Raw genomic sequence first — 19,870 nt, 5'->3', positions numbered from 1 at the left:
TTATTAATCAATTTAACACACCCTTATGATGAAAAAAAGTATTATTTGTAATTTGTTCCTATTGTGGACCATATTATCTGGGAGCGTGATGTTTGCCCAAACTATTAAAGGTGTTATTTCTGATGAAAGTGGACCGATTCCACAAGTAAATGTTAATATTAAAGGAACGACTACAAGTACTGTTACGGATTTAGACGGGAAATTTACCATTAACAATTTAGATTCAAAAGCTGTTTTGGTTTTTAGTTATATTGGGTATCAAAGTCAGGAAGTATCTGTATCAGGCAAAACGGAACTGTCAGTTAGCTTAAAACAAGACATAAATAACTTAAGTGAAGTGGTTGTTGTGGGATATGGCAGTCAAAAAAAGCAATCTATAACTGGTGCCATAACACAAGTTAATATGGATGACATATCAAAAACTAAAGTGGCCGATGTAGGTCAAGCTTTGCAAGGTCAAGTTGCCGGAGTTACTGTAAGTGCTAGTACAGGTCAACCTGGAGATGGACTTGAAATACGTATTAGAGGGGTAGGTACCCTTGGAAATAATGAAGTGCTTTATGTGGTTGACGGTGTTCCAACTCGTGATATCAACTTTTTGAATCAATCGGATATAAAAACGATGACTGTTTTAAAAGATGCAGCGGCGACAGCTATTTATGGTTCTCGTTCAGCTGGTGGTGTAATAGTTATTACAACAAAGAGCGGTATAAAAGGAAAATCGAATATTAATGTGGAATATTATACAGGAATTAATAATGCCACAAATTTGCCAAAATTACTGAATGCAGATCAATACTTAACTGTAATGGATCGTGCTTGGCATAATACTACTGTGAATTCTGGAATAAGTCCTTATCAAAAGGCTAAAACTGATGGGTCAGTAAATGGAATAGCATTATCAGATACAGATTGGTTAAACGAATTGTTTACTACTGGAAAAACAACAAATTTTCAACTTTCAGCCAGTGGAGGAAATGAGACTATGCAATATTTAATATCAGGAGGTTATTTTGGTCAAAACGGAATTGTAGTGGGAGATAAGGACACCTACCAACGAATAAATTTTAGAGCCAATGTTAATGCAAATCTTTCAGATCGTTTGAAAGTTGGGACTAATATTCAGATTACGAACAGTGTAAAAGATAGATTAGCTTCTAGTGGTGATGATATGGGAATAATTCGTTATGCCATGTTTAGACCTGCCATTTTTGGTGTTTATAAAGATGTTAATGATCCAACTTATTCAGCTGAAAATCCATATACTGATTTACCTTTTTATTTGGGTACTGATAGTGTAAATGGATGGAGTCATGATTATGACTCAGCATACAACCCACTTGCTGCTGTTCATTTTATCGATAATAAAATCAGTGCATTTAGAACTTTCGGGAATGTTTATGGTGAGTATAGTTTTTTGGGAGATAAAGCATTGAAGTTTAAAAGCAGTCTTGGGGCTGATATTACTTTTGCACATGATAAAAAATTCAATCAAAATTTCGGAGACAATGATGGAGGTGATCCTTTATATCCTACTTTGGGAAGAATAAACAGACCTTCTTCTCTCAATGAAAGTATGGGACAAGATATGACTTTCACCTTTAGCAACACCTTGAATTATATAAAAACAATTGATGGAAAACACAGTATAAATGCATTATTAGGTACTGAAACCATTATGAATAAAGGTGTTAATATAGGTGGAGCTCGACAAGATTTTGTTAACACTGAGGATCCGTTTAGATATTTGGATTTTGGAGGACTAAATGTGAAAAACTATGCTGGTGGTAGTGCCAGTAGCTGGGCATTAGTTTCCTTCTTTGGATCTGCCAATTATGGGTATGATAATAAATATTTTGCTTCTGCGACTTTAAGAGCTGATGGTTCTTCCCGTTTTGGTCCTAATAATAAATGGGGTTATTTTCCTTCTGTTTCAGGAGGTTGGGTAATATCTAAGGAAAAATTCATGGAAAAGGCAGATTGGATTTCCAACTTGAAACTACGAGCTAGTTGGGGACAATCTGGGAATCAAGAAATTCCAGACAACGCTTATCAAACGCTTGTTACGCAAACCGATGGTAATGTTAAAATTACTCGTTATGGTAATCCCGACCTAAAATGGGAAACTACTACGCAAACCGATTTTGGTTTGGATTTGAGTATTCTGAAAAACAAATTAACCTTTACCGCAGATTATTTTGACAAAACCACTGATAATATTTTACTAACGGTAGGCTTGCCTGCTGCTACTGTAGGTGTTATTGACCCAACGTTTGTAAATGCTGGAATTGTTAATAATAAAGGTTTAGAATTTGGTTTTGATTTTCAAAATAACGACCATGCCGTTAAATACGGTATAAACGGAAATGTTTTTACGCTTACCAATAGAGTTGAGGCATTACAACAATACATTGCAAATCTAGATAATTTACAATCAAATACCCGCACAACCGTAGGGCAACCGATCAACTCATATTATGGTTATAAGTTTGATGGAATCTACCAAAATGCCGCAGAAATCAATACTCAATTATATAGTAATACAAATGGAGTAGTCCCTGGAGACATGAAATTTAAAGATTTAAATGGTGATGGTCAAATTAATGCCGATGATAAAACATTCATAGGAAATCCGATTCCAAAAGTGTCGTATGGTCTATCTTTTACCGGAAGTTATAAAAAATTTGATATATCCTTCCTTTTTCAAGGAGTCGAAGGGGTAGACCGTTATAATAATTCAAAACAGGTTACAGCCTATAGTATCAAAATGCCTCTAAACTCTAGTGAAATGATATTAGATGCTTGGAATGGAGAAGGAACAGGCAACACAATTCCAAGAGTAACATTTAATGCTAACGGAGGAGGACAGATGTCAAGCGCTTTTGTCGAAGATGCTTCCTATTTAAGATTGAAAAATTTAGAAATTGGATATTCTTTTGACCCTAAAATACTTGGATCAGTTAATATGAGAATTTATCTATCAGGTCAGAATTTATGGACTATTACAAAATATACAGGACTAGATCCTGAGTCTACTAGTTTGATTGATATGGGAACCTACCCACAATCTAAATCTTTTATTTTTGGATTAAAATTAAATTTATAAAAATCTATTATGAAAAATATATATATAACAACCCTCCTAATTTCGCTTGTAGCGTTTACAAGTTGCGAAAATCAATTACAAATAGAGCCTGTGGGTTTAGTAACTTCAGACCAAATAAATGCAACACCAACTATCACTGCGGTAGAGAATTCTGTTAGTTCTTCTTATTTAATGTTATCTAACTCATTGAACATAATGGGACAATGGAATTGGGACGATGGACTTGTATCTAATAATGATATAATCATGCAAGACATTGCATCAGATGATATGCAAAAAAAATGGATTTCTGATTCCGACCAAGCTTGGATGGACGAGGTGGACAATTATACTTTTACTTCGACTAATGGAGGAGCTAATGGTATATGGAAATACAATTATGAAGGAATAAAAAGAACAAATACTGCTTTAGCTTTTCTTTTGAATCCAGAAATTGAAACTATTACTGGAATTTCTACCACCAGAAAAAACCAGTTATTGGGAGAAGCTTATTTTTTGCGATCATTTTATTATTTCTCATTAGTAACTAATTTTGGAGATGTACCTTTAATTTTAGCTCCGGTAAAAACATATCAAGATGCTTTTGATTTAGCCGTAAGATCACCTAAAGAAGCTGTATGGAGCCAAATTAAAACCGATTTAGAGAAAGCAAAATTGCTTTTGCCAAATTCAAAATACAGTTCTGATACTGAAAAATGGAGAGCTTCTAAAGGTGCTGTAACAGCCCTTTTGGCAAAAATTGCATTGTATAATAATGACTGGACAACCGTAATTACATTGGTTACAGAATTAGAAAGCACTTATAGTTTGAATAATAATTATTTTGATAATTTTAGTACTCAAACGGAATATTCAGATAATGAAGTTATTTTTTCTTTTGATCATCAAAGTAATGTTGTTCCTCCAAGAGGAAATGGTCATTGTGCAATTGCCGGATGGGGATTTTTTGCTCCAACCACTGATTTCATGAATTCATTTGAACCTAACGATCCTAGAAAAGACTATACTGTAAATACAGTAGATCAAAGGGTAAATAAGATATTCGGAAGTATTGATGGCACTAACAAAGGATTTGACGATTCTCCAAGCAATAAAGTGTATATCCGTATGGCCGATGTCCTGCTTTGGAAAGCGGAAGCACTTAATGAGAAGGCTGATTATTCGGGAGCAGTTACCTATATCAATAAAATTAGAACAAGAGCGAGAAACACAATTACTGTAAACGGAACCTATGCACCTGCAGGAACTTTGCCAGACAGACCAGCTTCTACTGATAAAGCTACTATTAAAGGTTGGTTGATTTCTGAAAGAAGAGCTGAACTTGGTTTTGAAAATCAAAGAATGGCCGATTTGAAAAGATGGGGAATTGCAAAAACAGTAATGACAGCAAAGGGTAAAGTATTTCTGGATAAACATATGTTGTATCCAATTCCGCAATCAGAAATTAATTCTTCTGCGGGACTTTTAACCCAAAATCCAGGATATTAGAAAATAAGTTTGGTTATGAATTAGTTGGTATCCTTGAGAAGTAGCAGTTAAAAAAAAAATTGCTGCTTCTCTTTTTTTTTTAAACAAATTCAGAAAAGAATTCCTTATTCGTTATTAGGGAATCAATATTATCCAATATTAAAAAATCAAAAGCTCATACACCATGAATAAAATAACTATTACTATTCTTCTTTTTTTCTTCTGTTTATTTGGAACAGCTGCTTGGAGTCAGGATATTAATTTAAAGGTAGTTGGAGATGACGCACATGGCTATACTGTAGAAATTTATAACGGAAGCAAATTGTTAGTAAAAAACACCGAAGAGTTTTCGCTTCGAATGGCAAATTCAGACTTGAGTGAAACTGCTGCTATTACTGCATGGAAAGGTGCAAAATGGACTGGGAAAGGAAATAACATCAGTTTAACAAGACATACTTATGTGTCAGAATTCGATTTGAATGTATCCATTACGGTCACCTATCAAGTAATAAATAAAAATGTTGTCAAAAAGAGCATTGATTTAACTCAATCTGGTATGCCATCATTGTACTATACCATTGAAGAAACAGCTAAACCAGCTCAAATACCTTCAAAATATGTAACTTTTGAATATGATAATTTTCCCGGAGGTTTTGCACACGAAATGTTTCCTTCGGCCGGATTTGTAACGCCAGACAACCAAGTGGTTGGTTTTTTAATGGATGCAGGTTATAAAAATCATTACACCCGAACTACCCGAAGACGTTTTAACGGGCACGGTGGAGGTTTCGTGGGAATGAGAAAGCTCCCAGATCCTGCTTTGGTTTCGATAGCGACATTGGAAGAAAGAAAAAACAATCAAAATTATATCAAACAGACATTTGGTGAAATGTATAATTTGGATGCAGGAACTGAGTCAAAATTAAAAATTGATTCGAAGTTTCAAAAACTAGGCGATGTTCAAATTGAAAAAGAGGACAGTCTCTATCAACTTAAATTCAATGAAAATAATCGTTCCGGAATGGAAATGATAATACCGTTTAAAAATCAAAAAATATATACTATTTCATTTGTTTCCAAAGGAACTGCTCCAGTAGCGGTTAAACTTTTTAGGATTAAAAACGGAAAGAAAACAATTGAACTTGAAAATGGTGTAAAATACATTGACAATTTTCCTGTGAAGGAAAACGAATGGATACTTTTTAAAGGAAGTGTTATGGTTCCTTATATTGAAAATGACAGTGTATCACTATTTATTGGAGCTCAATCTGGTAAAGATTGCATTCTACAAGTAAAAGATTTGAAAATTGCGGAGCATCAACCCCAAAAGGAACCTTATAACAGAATAAATATCGGGCAAAAAGTAACCAAAACAACTTATGTGTTTGTTGAACCTTGGAAAAATCATCACGATTTTGTGGTTTCTTCCCAATTGAGGTTGGCCGAAGGAAAAGGATTTCAGGGTTCGGATATAGAAAAAATGCTGTATTCCAATTTCAATATGCTGACCTGGATTACGGATGTAAATGATTTTTCGCCGTTCAATGTTCCGAATATGAACTATTCACCGGATATGTACAATCGGGATTCTTTTTTCTCCATTGTTTCCAGTTACAACAAGGAATTAAACCTTTCGATTTGGGATAAATGGGCTCAAACCCAAAACTCAAAAGGAGCAATTGGAACCATTATTACCCCTTATATGGGTTCTGTAGAAGTCAAAGACAATGAGGCAACTATTGAATTTTTGATATGGGCAATGATGAATAAACGCCGTTTTGGAGTAAAATTACCTGAAGATAAAATAAAAAAAGCGGTTGACTTTGTATTGAATGAATTTGACGAAGATAAAGATGGAATTTGTAAATCCCACTTTAGTATGAGCCAAGTTGACATAATTGATTATAATCCAAAAACCGATCGACTTGCCGTAAATCAAGGTATGTTGGTTATCGCTTTGAGAACAATCAAGGAATTGGGTTTTGATATTTCAGAAGCTTATATTGACAAAGCAGAACAAGAATATCGGAATTTTTATGATGTAAAAAGAAAGCATCTTTTGTTTGACAAGGAATTCCCAGACATCATTACGCTGACGGATTTAGAACCAGAATTTTTCTCGTTATGGTTGTTTAATAAACCCATTCTGACCGATGAAATGGTTGTGAATCATTTAAATCAAATGCCAGTTCTTAATAAAGTATCTAATTCTCCACATCCAGAATATGGGACGACAGCGCCTATTTGCATCCGATTGACTAATACCGAAAAAGGGTATGCTTATTTGAGCGCGGATTATCAGCCTTTCGGCGAATTTGGAAAATCCAATTATGCAGACGGTTCCCAAGATGGAGTTTACTACAACGGAGGCAGTTGGTTTCGAGCCGAATATTGTGCGTATGTAGTTGGACAAAAACACGGATGGGAAAAGGCTAAAAAACTAATGGAAAACAGGGCTTGGGCCGAAATTAACCTCAATCCAAAATGGCCTTACAGCAAAGAATTTATTCCCACAAAATGGACCACAACCGATTCTTGGTGGCCATCAACACGAGGTTTATGCTGGAATGTATTCATCCTTATGGCCGATGAAGTTGCCGGTTTACGTTCTCCAGAAATGGATCCAGACTATATTAAATTAAAAAATTAAAAAATAGAATCTAATGAAAGATATAGCAAAACGGTTTGCAGAAAATCCATTATTATCACCAACTGATTTACCACCAAGTAGAGAAGGTCTTGAAATCACCTGTTTGCTTAATCCTGGTGTATTTCAATTCGAAGGCAAAACGTGGTTATTAATGCGAGTTGCCGAAAGGCCAAAACAGAATGATACTGTTATTTCTTTTCCAATTCTAACAGAAACTGGAGCTATAGAAATTATCGAAATTCCAAAAGATGATCCTCAGTTAGACGCAAGCGATGCAAGGATAATTAATTATAAAGGAGTCGATTATTTAACTACATTATCTCATTTGCGAGTATTATGTAGTGAAGATGGTCATCATTTTTATGAGCCTGAAAATTATCCACCTTTGGTTGGTGAGGGAATGCTGGAGACTTTTGGCATCGAAGATTGCCGTGTCTCTTTGATAAATGGAATTTATCATCTAACCTTTACGGCAGTATCGGACAATGGTGTTGGCGTTGGTTTACGCACCACGCCAGATTGGAAAAATTTTCAATCGCACGGTATGATTTTGCCACCACACAATAAAGATTGCGCTATTTTCGAAGAAAAAATTAACGGATTGTATTATGCTTTGCACCGTCCGAGTAGTGTCGAAATTGGAGGAAATTTTATCTGGATTGCTTCATCACCTGATGGATTACATTGGGGAAATCACAAATGCATCATTAAAACCAGAAAAGGACTTTGGGATGCAGCAAGAGTTGGTGCCGGTGCTTCTCCAATAAAAACCGAAAAAGGCTGGCTATCCATTTATCATGGTGCCAATGCCGAACATCAATATTGTTTGGGAGCTTTTTTAATGGATTTGAAAGATCCTTCTAAAGTAATTGCCAGAACCGAAGAACCTATAATGGTTCCATCTACAAGTTATGAATTGAGTGGATTTTTCGGGAATGTGGTGTTTACCAATGGGCACGTTGTGGAGCCTGATGGAGATACCATTACTATTTATTATGGTGCTTCCGATGAGTTTGTTTGTGGTGCTGAGTTTTCAATTGCAGCAATTTATTCACTTTTAAAATTTAACTAATGCTAAAGAAAATAAGAACCGAAATTGGCCACTTTAAAAGCCAGTCACATAATTTTCAAATTCTAATTTTAACCAATATGGTTTATGCGCTGGTTTTACCAGTAATAGATATTTTTGTGGCAGCTTATATTATGCGAAACTCTAGCGACACTTCAAAAGTGGTTATTTATCAATTGGCAATTTATTCCGGAATACCGCTTACTTTCTTGCTAAATGGTTTTCTGTTAAAACATTTTAATATCCGAAAACTATACTCGGCAGGTATGATGCTGAGTGGAGTTTCCATGATTATCATGATGTCTTTAAAAACGTTGGATTTAACAGGAATAGGAATAGCAGGAATGACCATGGGTCTTTCTTTTGGACTGTATTGGTCTAATAGAGATTATCTTGCACTTGCCATTACCAATGATAAAAACAGAAACTATTACTATGGATTAGAGACTTTCATTTATACCATTATTGCAATAGCTATACCAGCAACTATTGGTTGGTTTATTCAATCCAAAACAGGAGAAGCCGAAAAACACGCTGCTTATTTAACGATTACTGGAATTGTTTTTTTAATTACTATTACGGCTTCGATTGTCTGTTTTAGAGGGAACTTTGATAATCCAACTCAAAAAAAATATATCTTTTTTAAGTTCCACTCTTTATGGTACAAGTTGTTATCTTTAGCAACCTTCAAAGGACTAGCACAAGGATTTCTCGTAACAGCTCCGGCAATGTTAATTTTTAAATTATTGGGAGAAGAAGGTGCTTTAGGAAAGGCGCAGTCTATAGGTGCTGTTCTGGCTGCAATTATTATCTATTTGTTAGGTCGATTTTCCAAACCTTCGGATAGAATAAAAATATTTACAGCTGGATTAGTATTGTTTGCTTTGGGTGCTTGTTTAAACGGCTTGCTTTATAATAAAATCGGGGTAATTGTATTTCTGTTATTATTGCTTATTGCAAAACCGTTGATGGATTTGGCCTATTTTCCTATTCAATTAAAAGTTATTGATATTGTTTCTCATATTGAAAAAAGAGGTGAATTCACTTATATTTTGAACCATGAAGCGGGTTTGTATGTTGGACGTCTTTTTGGAGCCGGAACATTTTTGGTTTTATATTATACCATATCCGAAGATTTTGCCTTGCGTTATGCCATTGGAATTATTGCTTTATTGCAATTATGTTCTATTTATATAAGCAAAAAAATTATTGCCGAAGGGAATTTGCTTTCACCAGAAGAACTGGTAATTGATAGTAAGGTAATGAGTGAAGTTGCCGAGAAATTGGTCTAAATACAGCTACAATTAAATTATACAAGAAATGAAAACTATTTTAAAACTCACTTTTGCTGGTCTATTTTTTATCCTTTTCGGGTTAAACGGAAATGCCCAAGTCAAACAACAAAAGATAGCTCGCGTGGATCAAATGCCAAACTTGCCGCAACCGTTACAAATCATCGATTATAAAAAACTGGCTGTGAGTTTTGACAGTACGGTTTATGATTTTAATGCCAAGGGTAAGTTTTGGCCTATGGTATGGATTGATAGCACTAAAAAGAATTTTCCTCAAAATGTTGTAGGGTTATACACGGCGGTTGGTGACGTCCGACAAGGAACAAATAACAAAGGAATGTTTCACGAAGCTTTGGCCACAATGGGAGCTACATTGGGAGCTAGTTTGGTTGGAATTGATAAAAGCAAGCAGCAAAACCTTGATTATGTTGCAATGCTAAAAAACTATTACAATTCAGAAATTGGTTGGAATATTATGATGAATAATACGTGTCCTGAAGTCGCTTTATTGGGTGGTGGTTATGGTCGTGACTGGTGGTATGATGTGTATCCGAATCTCTTGTTTTATGCTGTATATGCTAAATATCCAAATGAACCAGGTTTTGAAGAAATTGCACGAAGCATCGCTGATAAATTTTACAATGCCGATTTAATATTGAATGGGAATTACGACTATTCTTATTTTGATTATGGAAAAATGAAACCCATGAAAAACAATATCTGTGCACAGCCAGATGCTGCAGCAGGACATGCTTGGGTTTTATATTCCGCTTATAAAAAATTTGGAGATAAAAAATATTTAAAAGGTGCGATTTCTGCTTTAACGGCTTTAGAATCCAATAAAATAAATCCAACTTACGAGATATTAATTCCATTTGGAGCTTCTGTCGCAGCAAGAATGAACGCTGAGGAAGGCACGCATTTCGATGTCAACAAATTACTTGGCTGGACTTTTGACGGTACTGCAATTTGCCGAGATGGTTGGGGAATTTTGGTTGGGAACTGGAATGGAATCGACATTTCAGGTATTAGCGGCAGCACTGTAGACCATGGTGGATACGGTTTTTTAATGAATACGTACGACCATGCTTTATCCTTGGTGCCCATGGTTCGATACAATCAATCGTATGCAACTGCTATTGGAAAATGGATGTTGAATGCCGCCAATGCTTCTCGCTTTTTTTATCCGCAATATATGCCTGACGATCATGAGACAAATCCTGAACTAGCCGAAGTAACGAAAGGAGTTATAGGTTATGAAGGGATGATTCGCCAATCGAGTTATAAAGAGCATGAAAATTTAAAAGGTCCTGTGGCACAAGGTGACGGACCACTTTGGGTTCCTGGAAAAAATCCAAAAGAGTCGCAATTTAGTGTTTATGGAAGTGGCCATGTGGGTATATTTGGCAGTATCATTGAGACTACAAATGTTTCCGGTATTCTGAAATTGAATTTATTGGCAACCGATTTTTTTCACGATAAAGCGTATCCAACCTTTCTATATTATAATCCGTACACTTCAAATAAAACTGTTTCATTAAATATTGGAAAAGGGAAAAAAGTGAATTTGTACAATACAGTTTCCGGAAGATTTGTAGCCAAAAATGTAACATCTGCTTTTCAAATAAAACTTTCGCCGGTGAATGCCGCAATAATTGTTATTGTTCCTGCTGATGGTAAAATAAGCTATTCAGCAAGCAAAATGCTTGTAAATGGTATTGTTGTAGATTATATGGTGAAGCAAAAAAAATAAAAGAATTGTCTTATGAACTCTAAACTTGTAATCCTGACATTAATTACATTTTGTATGTTTAATGGTAACTCAGTACAAGCTCAAAATAAAGCAGTTGCAAAAAAATGGTGGAAAGAATCTGTGTTTTACCAAATCTATATGCCCAGTTATGCTGATAGTAATGGAGATGGATATGGCGATTTTAAAGGGATGACCCAAAAGTTGGATTATTTACAAGGTATAGGAGTCAAAGGAATCTGGCTTACGCCTTTTCTTACCTCTCCAAAGGTGGATAACGGTTATGATATTGCCAATTATTATGAAATTGATCCCACTTATGGTACCAAAATAGATTTTGATATTTTTTTGAAAGAATCCCATAAAAGAGGCATCAAAGTAATTATGGATATGGTGCTAAATCATACTTCTACAGATTGTAAATGGTTTCAGGAATCAAAAAAATCAGTTGATAATCCGTATCGTGATTATTATATCTGGAAAGATAAGCCCAATAATTGGGAATCTTTTTTCGGGGGAACCGCTTGGCAAAAAGACCCTTTAACGAATCAATATTACTATCATAAGTTTGATAAGAGGATGGCAGATCTCAACTGGTCTAATCCTAAAGTGGTTGATGAGGTTCAAAAGGTATTGCGGTTTTGGCTGGATTGTGGAGTCGATGGATTTCGGCTGGATGTCATTAATTTTTTGACAACAGATGGCATTGCAACTGATAATCCAATGAAAGATGGCGTTCAGGAACATCTTAATGATATCAACCAATCCGGTGTTTCTGCCGCTATGAAAAAGATTAAATCGGTCGTAAATGAATACGATAATCGGTTTGTAGTGGGAGAAATTGGAAGTGATAAAATAGAAGTTCTGAAACAATACCAATCCCCAGATTTACTGGATGTTGTTTTTAATTTCAATTTTGGGAGCATTGACAAATTCTCAGGACAACGTATTTTTAATGAACTTGAAAGTATGGAAAAAAACATGAACAACTATCCCACCTTGTTTTTTGGAAGCCATGATATGCCTCGAATGATTGACCGACTCGCCGATGGTAATCCTGAGAAAGCGGTGGCATTAGCAGCTTTGATTCTTACTGCAAAAGGGGTCCCTTTTATTTATTACGGCGAAGAAATTGGAATGCACAATATCATCGCTCAAAACATTGGAGAAATGGTCGATATTCAAGGAAAAACGCATTACCAATTGGCATTGGATAAAGGTAAAAACGCTGAGGAAGCACTTCTGGAAGGCAACAAACACAATAGGGATAAATCGCGCAGTCCAATGCAATGGAACAGCAATGCTTTCGCGGGATTTTCAACTGGGAAATCCTGGATAAAAATTAATCCGGATTATAAGGAAGTCAATGTTCAGGTTTTAGAGCAGCAAAAAAATTCTATTCTGAATACATACAAAGAATTAATTGTACTTAGAAATAAAGAAAAGGCTTTGCAATATGGTAGCTATGACAAGCTTCAATATCAAGAAAAGCAAATTTCATTTATACGCTCTTTTGAAGGCGATACCATCACGGTGATAATCAACTTTGGTAAAGAAAAGGAAGTACAACTTCCTGTCGGAACTAAAATACTAATGGGAAACACAAAACTTATAGCAAATAGTTTTATTATTTACAAAAACTAAAATTATACAAATTCAACTATAAACGCTATGTGTAATAGCTTTTAAAATAAACTATGAAAAATATATTTTCAAAAAATCTCTTTCTGCTACTTCTGTATCTACTAGTTTCTTGTACTTCTCCAGATGCTTCAATACCTGTTATAACTCCAACACCTCCTGTAACTCCAACACCTCCAGTTACTTCATTAACTTGGACCAATGACAGCCATTTAAAAGCACTTTATGCGACCGTTAAAATGCAAAATGGGGTAGAAGTTGGCACTGTTGGGGTTTATGCGGATTATCCTTTATATCATGTAGTTACGGCACAAGGAGAGGGATTTACTTGTGTAGATGATGTGTCGAGAGCTGCCCTTTTTTATCTCAATGAAACTGATATTGCAACAAACAAAGAAAAGCAAGATCGACTTTTGAAACTCACAGAATTTGTCCTTCAAATGCAGGCTGACAATGGATATTTTTATAATTTCCTGCAGGATAATTTTTCCATAAACAAGACTTATACTACAAGTATAGCAGGACCTGATTGGTGGTCTTGGAGAGCACTCTGGCATTTATCAGAAGCCTATACATTTTATAAAACTAATGATGCCGTTTTAGCCGGAAGAATTCAAACTTCTATCCAAAAAATAGTAGCAAATATTAAAAGAGACTTTGGTGGTTTACCAAATGATACCACAATAGTTAATGGATTAACTGTCCCAAAATGGTTGCCTGCCAATTCAGGAACTGATCAGGCAGCCGTTATGATGCTTGGATTATACAATGTATATCAGCAAAATCCAGATGCAGAAGTATTGGCAATTATAAATAAACTTGCCGATGGAATTCTATTGATGCAACAAGGAAGCGACACACTCTTTCCTTACAACGCTTTTTTGAGTTATGAAAGTACCTGGCACGCTTACGGAAGCGATCAGGCATTCGCTTTATTAAAGGTTGGAAAGGCATTAAATAAACAAAATTGGATTGCAGCTGCTCAGAAAGAAGTGGATAATTTTTATCCTTATCTTATAAAAGAAGGATTTCTGGAATCATTCGAAATCCAAAAAACGGGCAGTACTATTTTGTTAGTAAAAAAATCCAGTTTTGCTCAGATTTCATATGGCATTCGTCCAATGATATGGGCAACTATCGAATTGTATAAAATTAATAATGATGCGAAATATCTAACTCAGGCGGCGCAAATTCTGACTTGGTATGTTGGAAATAATCCTGCAAAACTGAAAATTTATGATAAATCAAATGGTGTTTGTTTTGATGGTATTTCTTCAAGTACTAATGTAAATAAAAACTCCGGAGCTGAATCCACTATTGAAGCACTTTGGGCATTTCAATTGGCCGAAAAATATCCTGATGTTTTATTGGAAGTAAAAAAATATAATTAATTACAATTTGCCAACTAATTTTTAATCTCTAAAATACTATAAATGCATTTTAACATCCCTACTAATTTAGAAAAAATTGCTGTTTTCGAACAAATAGCCGAAGCATTAAAAAAAGAAAATTTTACTGTCATCAAACAAGATACAACCCGTCCTTGGGGAGGTTTTTTTGTAATTGATGAAAGTCAGGCCAATGCTTTTGCCTCCAAATTTTTTCCTCAACTTGAAATGTCCCAGATTCAGATTACTAACAAATTGAGTCCAAAAATTTTGGTCGTTGTTCCGAACAAGAGATTGTCATGGCAATTTCACCACCGCAGAGCTGAAATATGGAAAGTAATAGGAGGAACTGTAGGTGTAAAAACCAGCAATACAGACCAAGAAGGTGAAATTCAACAGCTTTCTCCCGGAAATTTTTATCCAATTGGAAAAGGGAGAACGTCATCGTTTAATTGGCCTTGATTCTTGGGGAATTGTTGCTGAAATTTGGCAACATACTGATCCTATAAACCCTTCGGATGAGGATGATATTGTTCGATTGCAAGATGATTTTGGGAGATAAATGGATATGATCAACAAGCTTATTTTTTTTAATTTATATTAGTCCAAAATTCTTGGTAATGTCAATTAAGAAGATATCATAAAGAATTCCGAATAATTAAAGCACACTTATTTTCTATTTGTTCTTTCTTTCCTCCTAAAATCATTTGGGACATTATTTTTCCCATCGCTCTAAAATCAGTTGAAATTGTGGTAATTCCGTTTTCTACCACTTTTTTTAATGTAGTTTCATTGTATGAGATAATTCCGAAATCTTTGCCCAGTTTTAAATTTTGAACTTTTGATTTTTCGATAACTCGGACTAAATCCCTATCATTTGGTATAATATAAACTTCTCCTATTTTGATTTCTCTATTTGCAAATTCTGTAATAATTTCATAATCGAAAGAATTGTCTTTACAAAAGTTTTCAAAGCCTTCTTTCATTCCCAAAGGTTCCCTATATCCAGGAAAGATTAAAATCAGCTTTTTATATTTGATTATTTTATATTTTCCTTTTAATAAAGCTTCATAAATGTCCTTTTTATGATTTTGATAAACAGCGGGATAGCTTTTGAGTTCCGAATTTGTTTGATCCAAAATATAAACTTCATTAACCGGTAGGGTTTTTATCACTGATGCTGCGCCAATTAAATTTGTGGGCATTATAATATATTTTGTGTAATTACCATTGCTGTCATTTATAAGTTTTTGGAAAACTTTGAGGTTAAAATGATGGAAGAAAATATCTACTTCAACGTCTTTTCCAATGTTTTCTAAAATAGAATTGTAGAGGTCTTCCTTGAAAATATTCAGCTCTTCGAAAAGTAAAAATACACGCTGTTTTATACTGACTTCCGTACTTTTTACATAGTACCCTTTTCCAAGAATAGAATAGATTATGCCTCTTTTTTTTAATTCATCATAAGCTTGTAAAACAGTGTCTCTGGATAAAGAAAATTCGAGACAAACTTTGTTTATTGAAGGCAGTTTTTCATCCTTTTTTAAATAACCTTTATCAATAGTCTTTTCAATGGAGGAAATGATTTGTTTGTATTTAGGGACCCCTTGATTATTTTGTACGTTTATAATTTTCATTTTTTTTTGCAATATACAAAAAACTGGTAGGTACCGGTATTTATTTATTGATAATTATTTTACATTTATAATTGATATTATTGGACTATCTATAAAATAATTTGACAAGAATCACATTTTTATCAGCTTGACAATTGGTGAAATTTAGGAGAATGAGAATGAATGGTTATTTTTGTAAAAAAGATAGCTTATAGTTTCAAAGATATTTTAAATTTAATACTATTATGAAAAGAACAAAAATTGAATTGTTATTGCCAATAGCAGTTTTATTGTTATTGATTTTTTCTTCTTGCAGTAAAGCACAAACTCCTGATATAAATCCAGCCGCTATTTCTTTTGCGAAAGGGGCTGATGTGGGTTGGTTACCCCAAATGGAAGCCACAGGATACAAATTTTATGATGCTGATGGCACACAAAAAGATTGTTTGCAATTGCTAAAAGACAGGGGAATGAATACCATTCGGCTTCGTGTTTTTGTAAATCCATCCAACGATAAAGCTAGTGGGCATTGCAGCCCAGCCGAAACTGTTGTAATGGCTGTTCGTGCTCAAAAAATGGGAATGCGCATCATGATTGACTTTCATTATAGTGATACTTGGGCTGATCCTGGGCACCAAACTAAACCTGCAGCTTGGGCAAACCATTCTTTTGTAGAGTTGCAAAACGATGTGTACAAACACACTTTTGATGTTTTGGCAGCATTGAAATCCGCTGGAGTAACTCCAGAATGGGTTCAGGTTGGCAACGAGATTCCTGTAGGAATATTGTGGCCGGAAGGAAGCACTTCGAATTTTAGTCAATTGGCACAATTATTAAATAAAGGTTATGATGCCACCAAGGCAATTGATCCATCAATCAAAGTAATTGTTCACGTTGACCAAGGAAATAACAATGCAAGATTCAGATGGTTTTTTGATAATGCCAAAGCCAATAATGTAAAATATGACGTGATTGGCCTTTCCTATTATCCGTATTGGATAAAAAGCGATTACACAGCCACGATTCTTGATTTGGAAAACAATCTAAAAGATATGGTTTTAAGATATGGCAAAGAAGTAATGGTCGTTGAAGTTGGAGGCGATTATACCTTGGTTCAAAACACCAAAGATATGTTAGTTGCCGTCATAAAAGCAGTAAAAGCCGTTCCAAATAACAAAGGTCTTGGCGTTATTTATTGGGAACCGCAAGGCGAAAAAAGCTGGAGTGGTTATCAATTAAGTGCTTGGCAATCTGACGGAAAACCTTCATCGGCACTTGATGCTTTTAAAAATTAATTTAAGACAATAATGAAACTCAAATTTAAAAGCCTACTTTTTTTAGTATTCTTTTTTTCCATTGGAAATATAAATTCGCAATCCAGAACCAAAGTTAATTTTGGTTCGGATTGGGAGTTTAAAAGAGAAGAACCAAATTCCAATTGGGAGAAAATTACGATTCCGCATACAGCGAAAATTGAACCTTTGGTGGTAAACAACCAGTTTCAAGGAACGAGTTGGTATCAAAAAAAGTTTAAAATTGCCAATTCAAAAAACAAGAAAGTTTTCCTTTATTTTGAAGGGGTAATGCAGGAAGCCGATGTCTGGATAAACGAGCAAAAAGTAAGCAACCACAAAGGCGGTTATTTGCCTTTTACGATTGATGTCACTCCTTTTGTGAAACCAAATAAAGAGAATAGTATTAAAGTCAAAGTCAACAACGAAGACAATCCGGAGTTTCTTCCTGGAAAACCGTTAAAGGATTTGGATTTTAATTATTATGGTGGCATTTACAGAAATGTTTACCTCATTACAACCGATAAATTATACATTACCAATGCGATTCAAGCGAATAAAAAAGCTAGTGGCGGAATTTATGTAAATTTTGACTATATCAACAAAAACAAAGTTTCAGGAAGAGTTCAGGTGCATTTAAAAAATGAATTTGCCGTCAAAAAAAATGCTTCGATAAAATGTATCCTGACCAATAATGAAGGCGAAAAACTTGAATTCAAGTCAAAAGGTTTTGCAATAAATGCCAATTCAGACAAAGTAATTTTGCAAAATATTGTGGTAAATAATCCAAAATCGTGGTCGATTATAAAACCCAATTTATATACTTTGGAAGTCCAAGTAATTATAAACAATAAAATTATTGATGCCTATTCAGAGAAAATAGGTATTCGAAAATCCGAAATAAAAGAAGATGGTTATTATCTCAATGACGAAAAATTATACATTTCAGGAACAAATGAACATCAGGAATATCCTTATTTAGGCTATGCCATTTCAGATGAAGCGCAATATCGCGATGCTGTAAAAATTAAAAATGCAGGTTTCGATTTTATACGGATGTCCCATTATCCCCACGCCGAAGCTTTCTTGAATGCTTGTGATGAATTGGGAATTTTAGTAATGAACAGTTTAACGGGCTGGCAGTTTTTTGGCAATGAAACCTTCCAGAAGAATGCCCTTAAAGATATTCGAGAAATGGCCCGAAGAGATAGGAATCATCCCAGCATCATTTTTTGGGAAGCCTCTCTAAACGAAACTCAAATGAGCGAAAGTTTTATGAAAGAAGCAGCAAAAACCTTAAAAGAAGAATTGCCATTTGGAAATAATTACTCTGCTTGTTGGATTGATAATGAAAATTATGATTTGTTTATTCCAGCAAGGCAACACTCAAAAGCACCTGAATATTGGACAAAATACAATAAAGGAAACAAGAAAATTTTTATAGCTGAATATGGTGATTGGGAATATTATGCACAAAATGCTGGATTCAATCAAAAAGAATTTTCGAATTTAAAGGAAGACGAAAGAACCTCAAGACAATTGCGTGCTAATGGCGAAAAACGATTGTTGCAACAAGCCTATAATTTTCAGGAAGCGTCAAATTCGAATCGAAAAGGAGGGCAGACAATTGGCGAAGCCAACTGGGTCATGTTTGATTACAATCGAGGATACAGCAATGATTTAGAGAGTTCGGGAATAAGTGATATTTTTAGAATTCCAAAATTTGCTTATTCCTTTTATCAAAGTCAGCGAGATGCAAACGTGGCTTTAGATGCAAAATTAGTTTCTGGTCCAATGGTGACAATTGCCAATTATTGGACGGAAACGTCTCCTTTGAATGTGGCCGTATACAGCAATTGTGATGCCGTGGCTTTGTATTTGAACGATGTTTTAGTTGCCAAGCAAAAACCATTTAGAAATCAAAACAGTGACCAATTAAAGCATCCGCCATTTGTTTTTAATTTAGATAAATTTAGTTCTGGAACTTTACGAGCTGAAGGATTTATCAATGGTGAAAAGGTAGTTTCCAGCTTTGTCAAAACTCCTAAAAAACCTACTAAAATAGACCTGACTTATGATGTTTCCTCCAAGCCAATAAATCCTGATTTTCCCGATATGATTTTTGTTTATGCCAAAATCACGGATGCAGACGGAACAATAATTCCGACAGCAACTAATGAAGTAACTTTTGCTTTAACCGAAGGAAATGCCGAATTAATAGGAGATAATCCTGTAAAAGCGGAAGCAGGAATAGCGACTATTATTCTTAAAACTACTCATTTTAGGAAACCAATAACGATAACAGCATCTGGGGTAAATTTGCAAAACGGAGGTATGGAGATTAAACCTTCACTGAAAAAATAACCAATGTAAACACTATTCATTTTAGCTTTAACCTTTTTGAGTTTAAATTCATGTTCTGGATATGCAAATAAAAAATGGACATTTATTTAAGGAAAAATTTATAGATTTAAGGAAAATGGCTCTAGAATTAGCACCATTTTTTTGTTTTATTTTCTCCTGAATTTCATCTAATTATCCTATTTTTATAAAAAAAAGTTTTTATGACTTTCTATATCAAACCCTTATTTCTTTTTTG

At 34.6% G+C, this 19,870-nt stretch carries 13 protein-coding genes; 12 read left to right on the top strand and 1 reads right to left on the bottom strand.

Going from position 1 to position 19,870, the window contains the following annotated elements:
• Window positions 1-28 precede the first annotated feature (28 nt).
• The 10 genes from ACH2BV_RS13695 (at window position 29) to ACH2BV_RS13650 (ending at window position 14,925) form a co-directional block, all read left to right on the top strand.
• The gene (locus tag ACH2BV_RS13695; RefSeq protein WP_395051319.1) at window positions 29-3,106 is read left to right on the top strand and encodes a SusC/RagA family TonB-linked outer membrane protein; all 3,078 of its coding nucleotides are present in this window, start codon (window positions 29-31) and stop codon (window positions 3,104-3,106) included.
• A 9-nt stretch (window positions 3,107-3,115) separates the two neighbouring features.
• Complete coding sequence (locus ACH2BV_RS13690) at window positions 3,116-4,594, top strand: RagB/SusD family nutrient uptake outer membrane protein (protein ID WP_395051318.1); 1,479 nt, start codon at window positions 3,116-3,118, stop codon at window positions 4,592-4,594.
• Window positions 4,595-4,757: 163 nt separating this feature from the next.
• Window positions 4,758-7,223 carry a hypothetical protein gene (locus tag ACH2BV_RS13685; RefSeq protein WP_395051316.1) on the top strand — a complete coding sequence of 822 codons (2,466 nt, stop codon included), beginning with the start codon at window positions 4,758-4,760 and terminating at the stop codon, window positions 7,221-7,223.
• A gap of 13 nt (window positions 7,224-7,236) precedes the next feature.
• Window positions 7,237-8,295, top strand: coding sequence for a glycoside hydrolase family 130 protein (locus ACH2BV_RS13680; RefSeq protein WP_395051315.1), 1,059 nt, complete (start codon window positions 7,237-7,239; stop codon window positions 8,293-8,295).
• On the top strand, window positions 8,295-9,584 hold the full coding sequence (locus tag ACH2BV_RS13675; protein WP_395051314.1) for an MFS transporter: 1,290 nt from the start codon (window positions 8,295-8,297) through the stop codon (window positions 9,582-9,584). Before ACH2BV_RS13680 ends, ACH2BV_RS13675 begins: the two co-directional genes overlap by 1 nt.
• A gap of 28 nt (window positions 9,585-9,612) precedes the next feature.
• Window positions 9,613-11,337, top strand: coding sequence for a hypothetical protein (locus ACH2BV_RS13670; RefSeq protein ID WP_395051313.1), 1,725 nt, complete (start codon window positions 9,613-9,615; stop codon window positions 11,335-11,337).
• A 12-nt stretch (window positions 11,338-11,349) separates the two neighbouring features.
• A complete protein-coding gene (locus ACH2BV_RS13665) occupies window positions 11,350-12,978 on the top strand; it encodes an alpha-glucosidase (RefSeq protein WP_395051312.1) in 1,629 nt (542 codons plus the stop codon).
• A gap of 53 nt (window positions 12,979-13,031) precedes the next feature.
• The gene (locus ACH2BV_RS13660; RefSeq protein WP_395051311.1) at window positions 13,032-14,366 is read left to right on the top strand and encodes a hypothetical protein; all 1,335 of its coding nucleotides are present in this window, start codon (window positions 13,032-13,034) and stop codon (window positions 14,364-14,366) included.
• Window positions 14,367-14,408: 42 nt separating this feature from the next.
• Complete coding sequence (locus tag ACH2BV_RS13655) at window positions 14,409-14,825, top strand: phosphoheptose isomerase (RefSeq protein WP_395051310.1); 417 nt, start codon at window positions 14,409-14,411, stop codon at window positions 14,823-14,825.
• A complete protein-coding gene (locus tag ACH2BV_RS13650) occupies window positions 14,788-14,925 on the top strand; it encodes a hypothetical protein (protein WP_395051309.1) in 138 nt (45 codons plus the stop codon). Before ACH2BV_RS13655 ends, ACH2BV_RS13650 begins: the two co-directional genes overlap by 38 nt.
• A gap of 76 nt (window positions 14,926-15,001) precedes the next feature.
• Here ACH2BV_RS13650 and ACH2BV_RS13645 read toward each other — a convergent pair whose 3' ends face one another.
• Window positions 15,002-16,000, bottom strand: coding sequence for a GntR family transcriptional regulator (locus tag ACH2BV_RS13645; protein ID WP_395051308.1), 999 nt, complete (start codon window positions 15,998-16,000; stop codon window positions 15,002-15,004).
• Between the two features lie 224 nt (window positions 16,001-16,224).
• Here ACH2BV_RS13645 and ACH2BV_RS13640 point away from each other — a divergent pair, with 224 nt between their 5' ends.
• A complete protein-coding gene (locus tag ACH2BV_RS13640) occupies window positions 16,225-17,274 on the top strand; it encodes an arabinogalactan endo-beta-1,4-galactanase (protein WP_395051307.1) in 1,050 nt (349 codons plus the stop codon).
• A gap of 12 nt (window positions 17,275-17,286) precedes the next feature.
• Window positions 17,287-19,635 carry a glycoside hydrolase family 2 TIM barrel-domain containing protein gene (locus ACH2BV_RS13635; protein ID WP_395051306.1) on the top strand — a complete coding sequence of 783 codons (2,349 nt, stop codon included), beginning with the start codon at window positions 17,287-17,289 and terminating at the stop codon, window positions 19,633-19,635.
• Window positions 19,636-19,870 lie beyond the last annotated feature (235 nt).

The sequence above is a fragment of the Flavobacterium sp. genome (assembly GCF_043780635.1).
Taxonomy (GTDB): domain Bacteria; phylum Bacteroidota; class Bacteroidia; order Flavobacteriales; family Flavobacteriaceae; genus Flavobacterium.
Note: the sequence above shows the minus strand (reverse complement) of the source record. Positions and strands in the feature narration are given on the sequence as shown.

Coding starts and splice junctions, on each gene's coding strand:
- ACH2BV_RS13695 (WP_395051319.1), top strand. CDS start 29: ATGAAAAAAAGTATTATTTGTAATTTGTTCCTATTGTGGACCATATTA.
- ACH2BV_RS13690 (WP_395051318.1), top strand. CDS start 3,116: ATGAAAAATATATATATAACAACCCTCCTAATTTCGCTTGTAGCGTTT.
- ACH2BV_RS13685 (WP_395051316.1), top strand. CDS start 4,758: ATGAATAAAATAACTATTACTATTCTTCTTTTTTTCTTCTGTTTATTT.
- ACH2BV_RS13680 (WP_395051315.1), top strand. CDS start 7,237: ATGAAAGATATAGCAAAACGGTTTGCAGAAAATCCATTATTATCACCA.
- ACH2BV_RS13675 (WP_395051314.1), top strand. CDS start 8,295: ATGCTAAAGAAAATAAGAACCGAAATTGGCCACTTTAAAAGCCAGTCA.
- ACH2BV_RS13670 (WP_395051313.1), top strand. CDS start 9,613: ATGAAAACTATTTTAAAACTCACTTTTGCTGGTCTATTTTTTATCCTT.
- ACH2BV_RS13665 (WP_395051312.1), top strand. CDS start 11,350: ATGAACTCTAAACTTGTAATCCTGACATTAATTACATTTTGTATGTTT.
- ACH2BV_RS13660 (WP_395051311.1), top strand. CDS start 13,032: ATGAAAAATATATTTTCAAAAAATCTCTTTCTGCTACTTCTGTATCTA.
- ACH2BV_RS13655 (WP_395051310.1), top strand. CDS start 14,409: ATGCATTTTAACATCCCTACTAATTTAGAAAAAATTGCTGTTTTCGAA.
- ACH2BV_RS13645 (WP_395051308.1), bottom strand. CDS start 16,000: ATGAAAATTATAAACGTACAAAATAATCAAGGGGTCCCTAAATACAAA.
- ACH2BV_RS13640 (WP_395051307.1), top strand. CDS start 16,225: ATGAAAAGAACAAAAATTGAATTGTTATTGCCAATAGCAGTTTTATTG.
- ACH2BV_RS13635 (WP_395051306.1), top strand. CDS start 17,287: ATGAAACTCAAATTTAAAAGCCTACTTTTTTTAGTATTCTTTTTTTCC.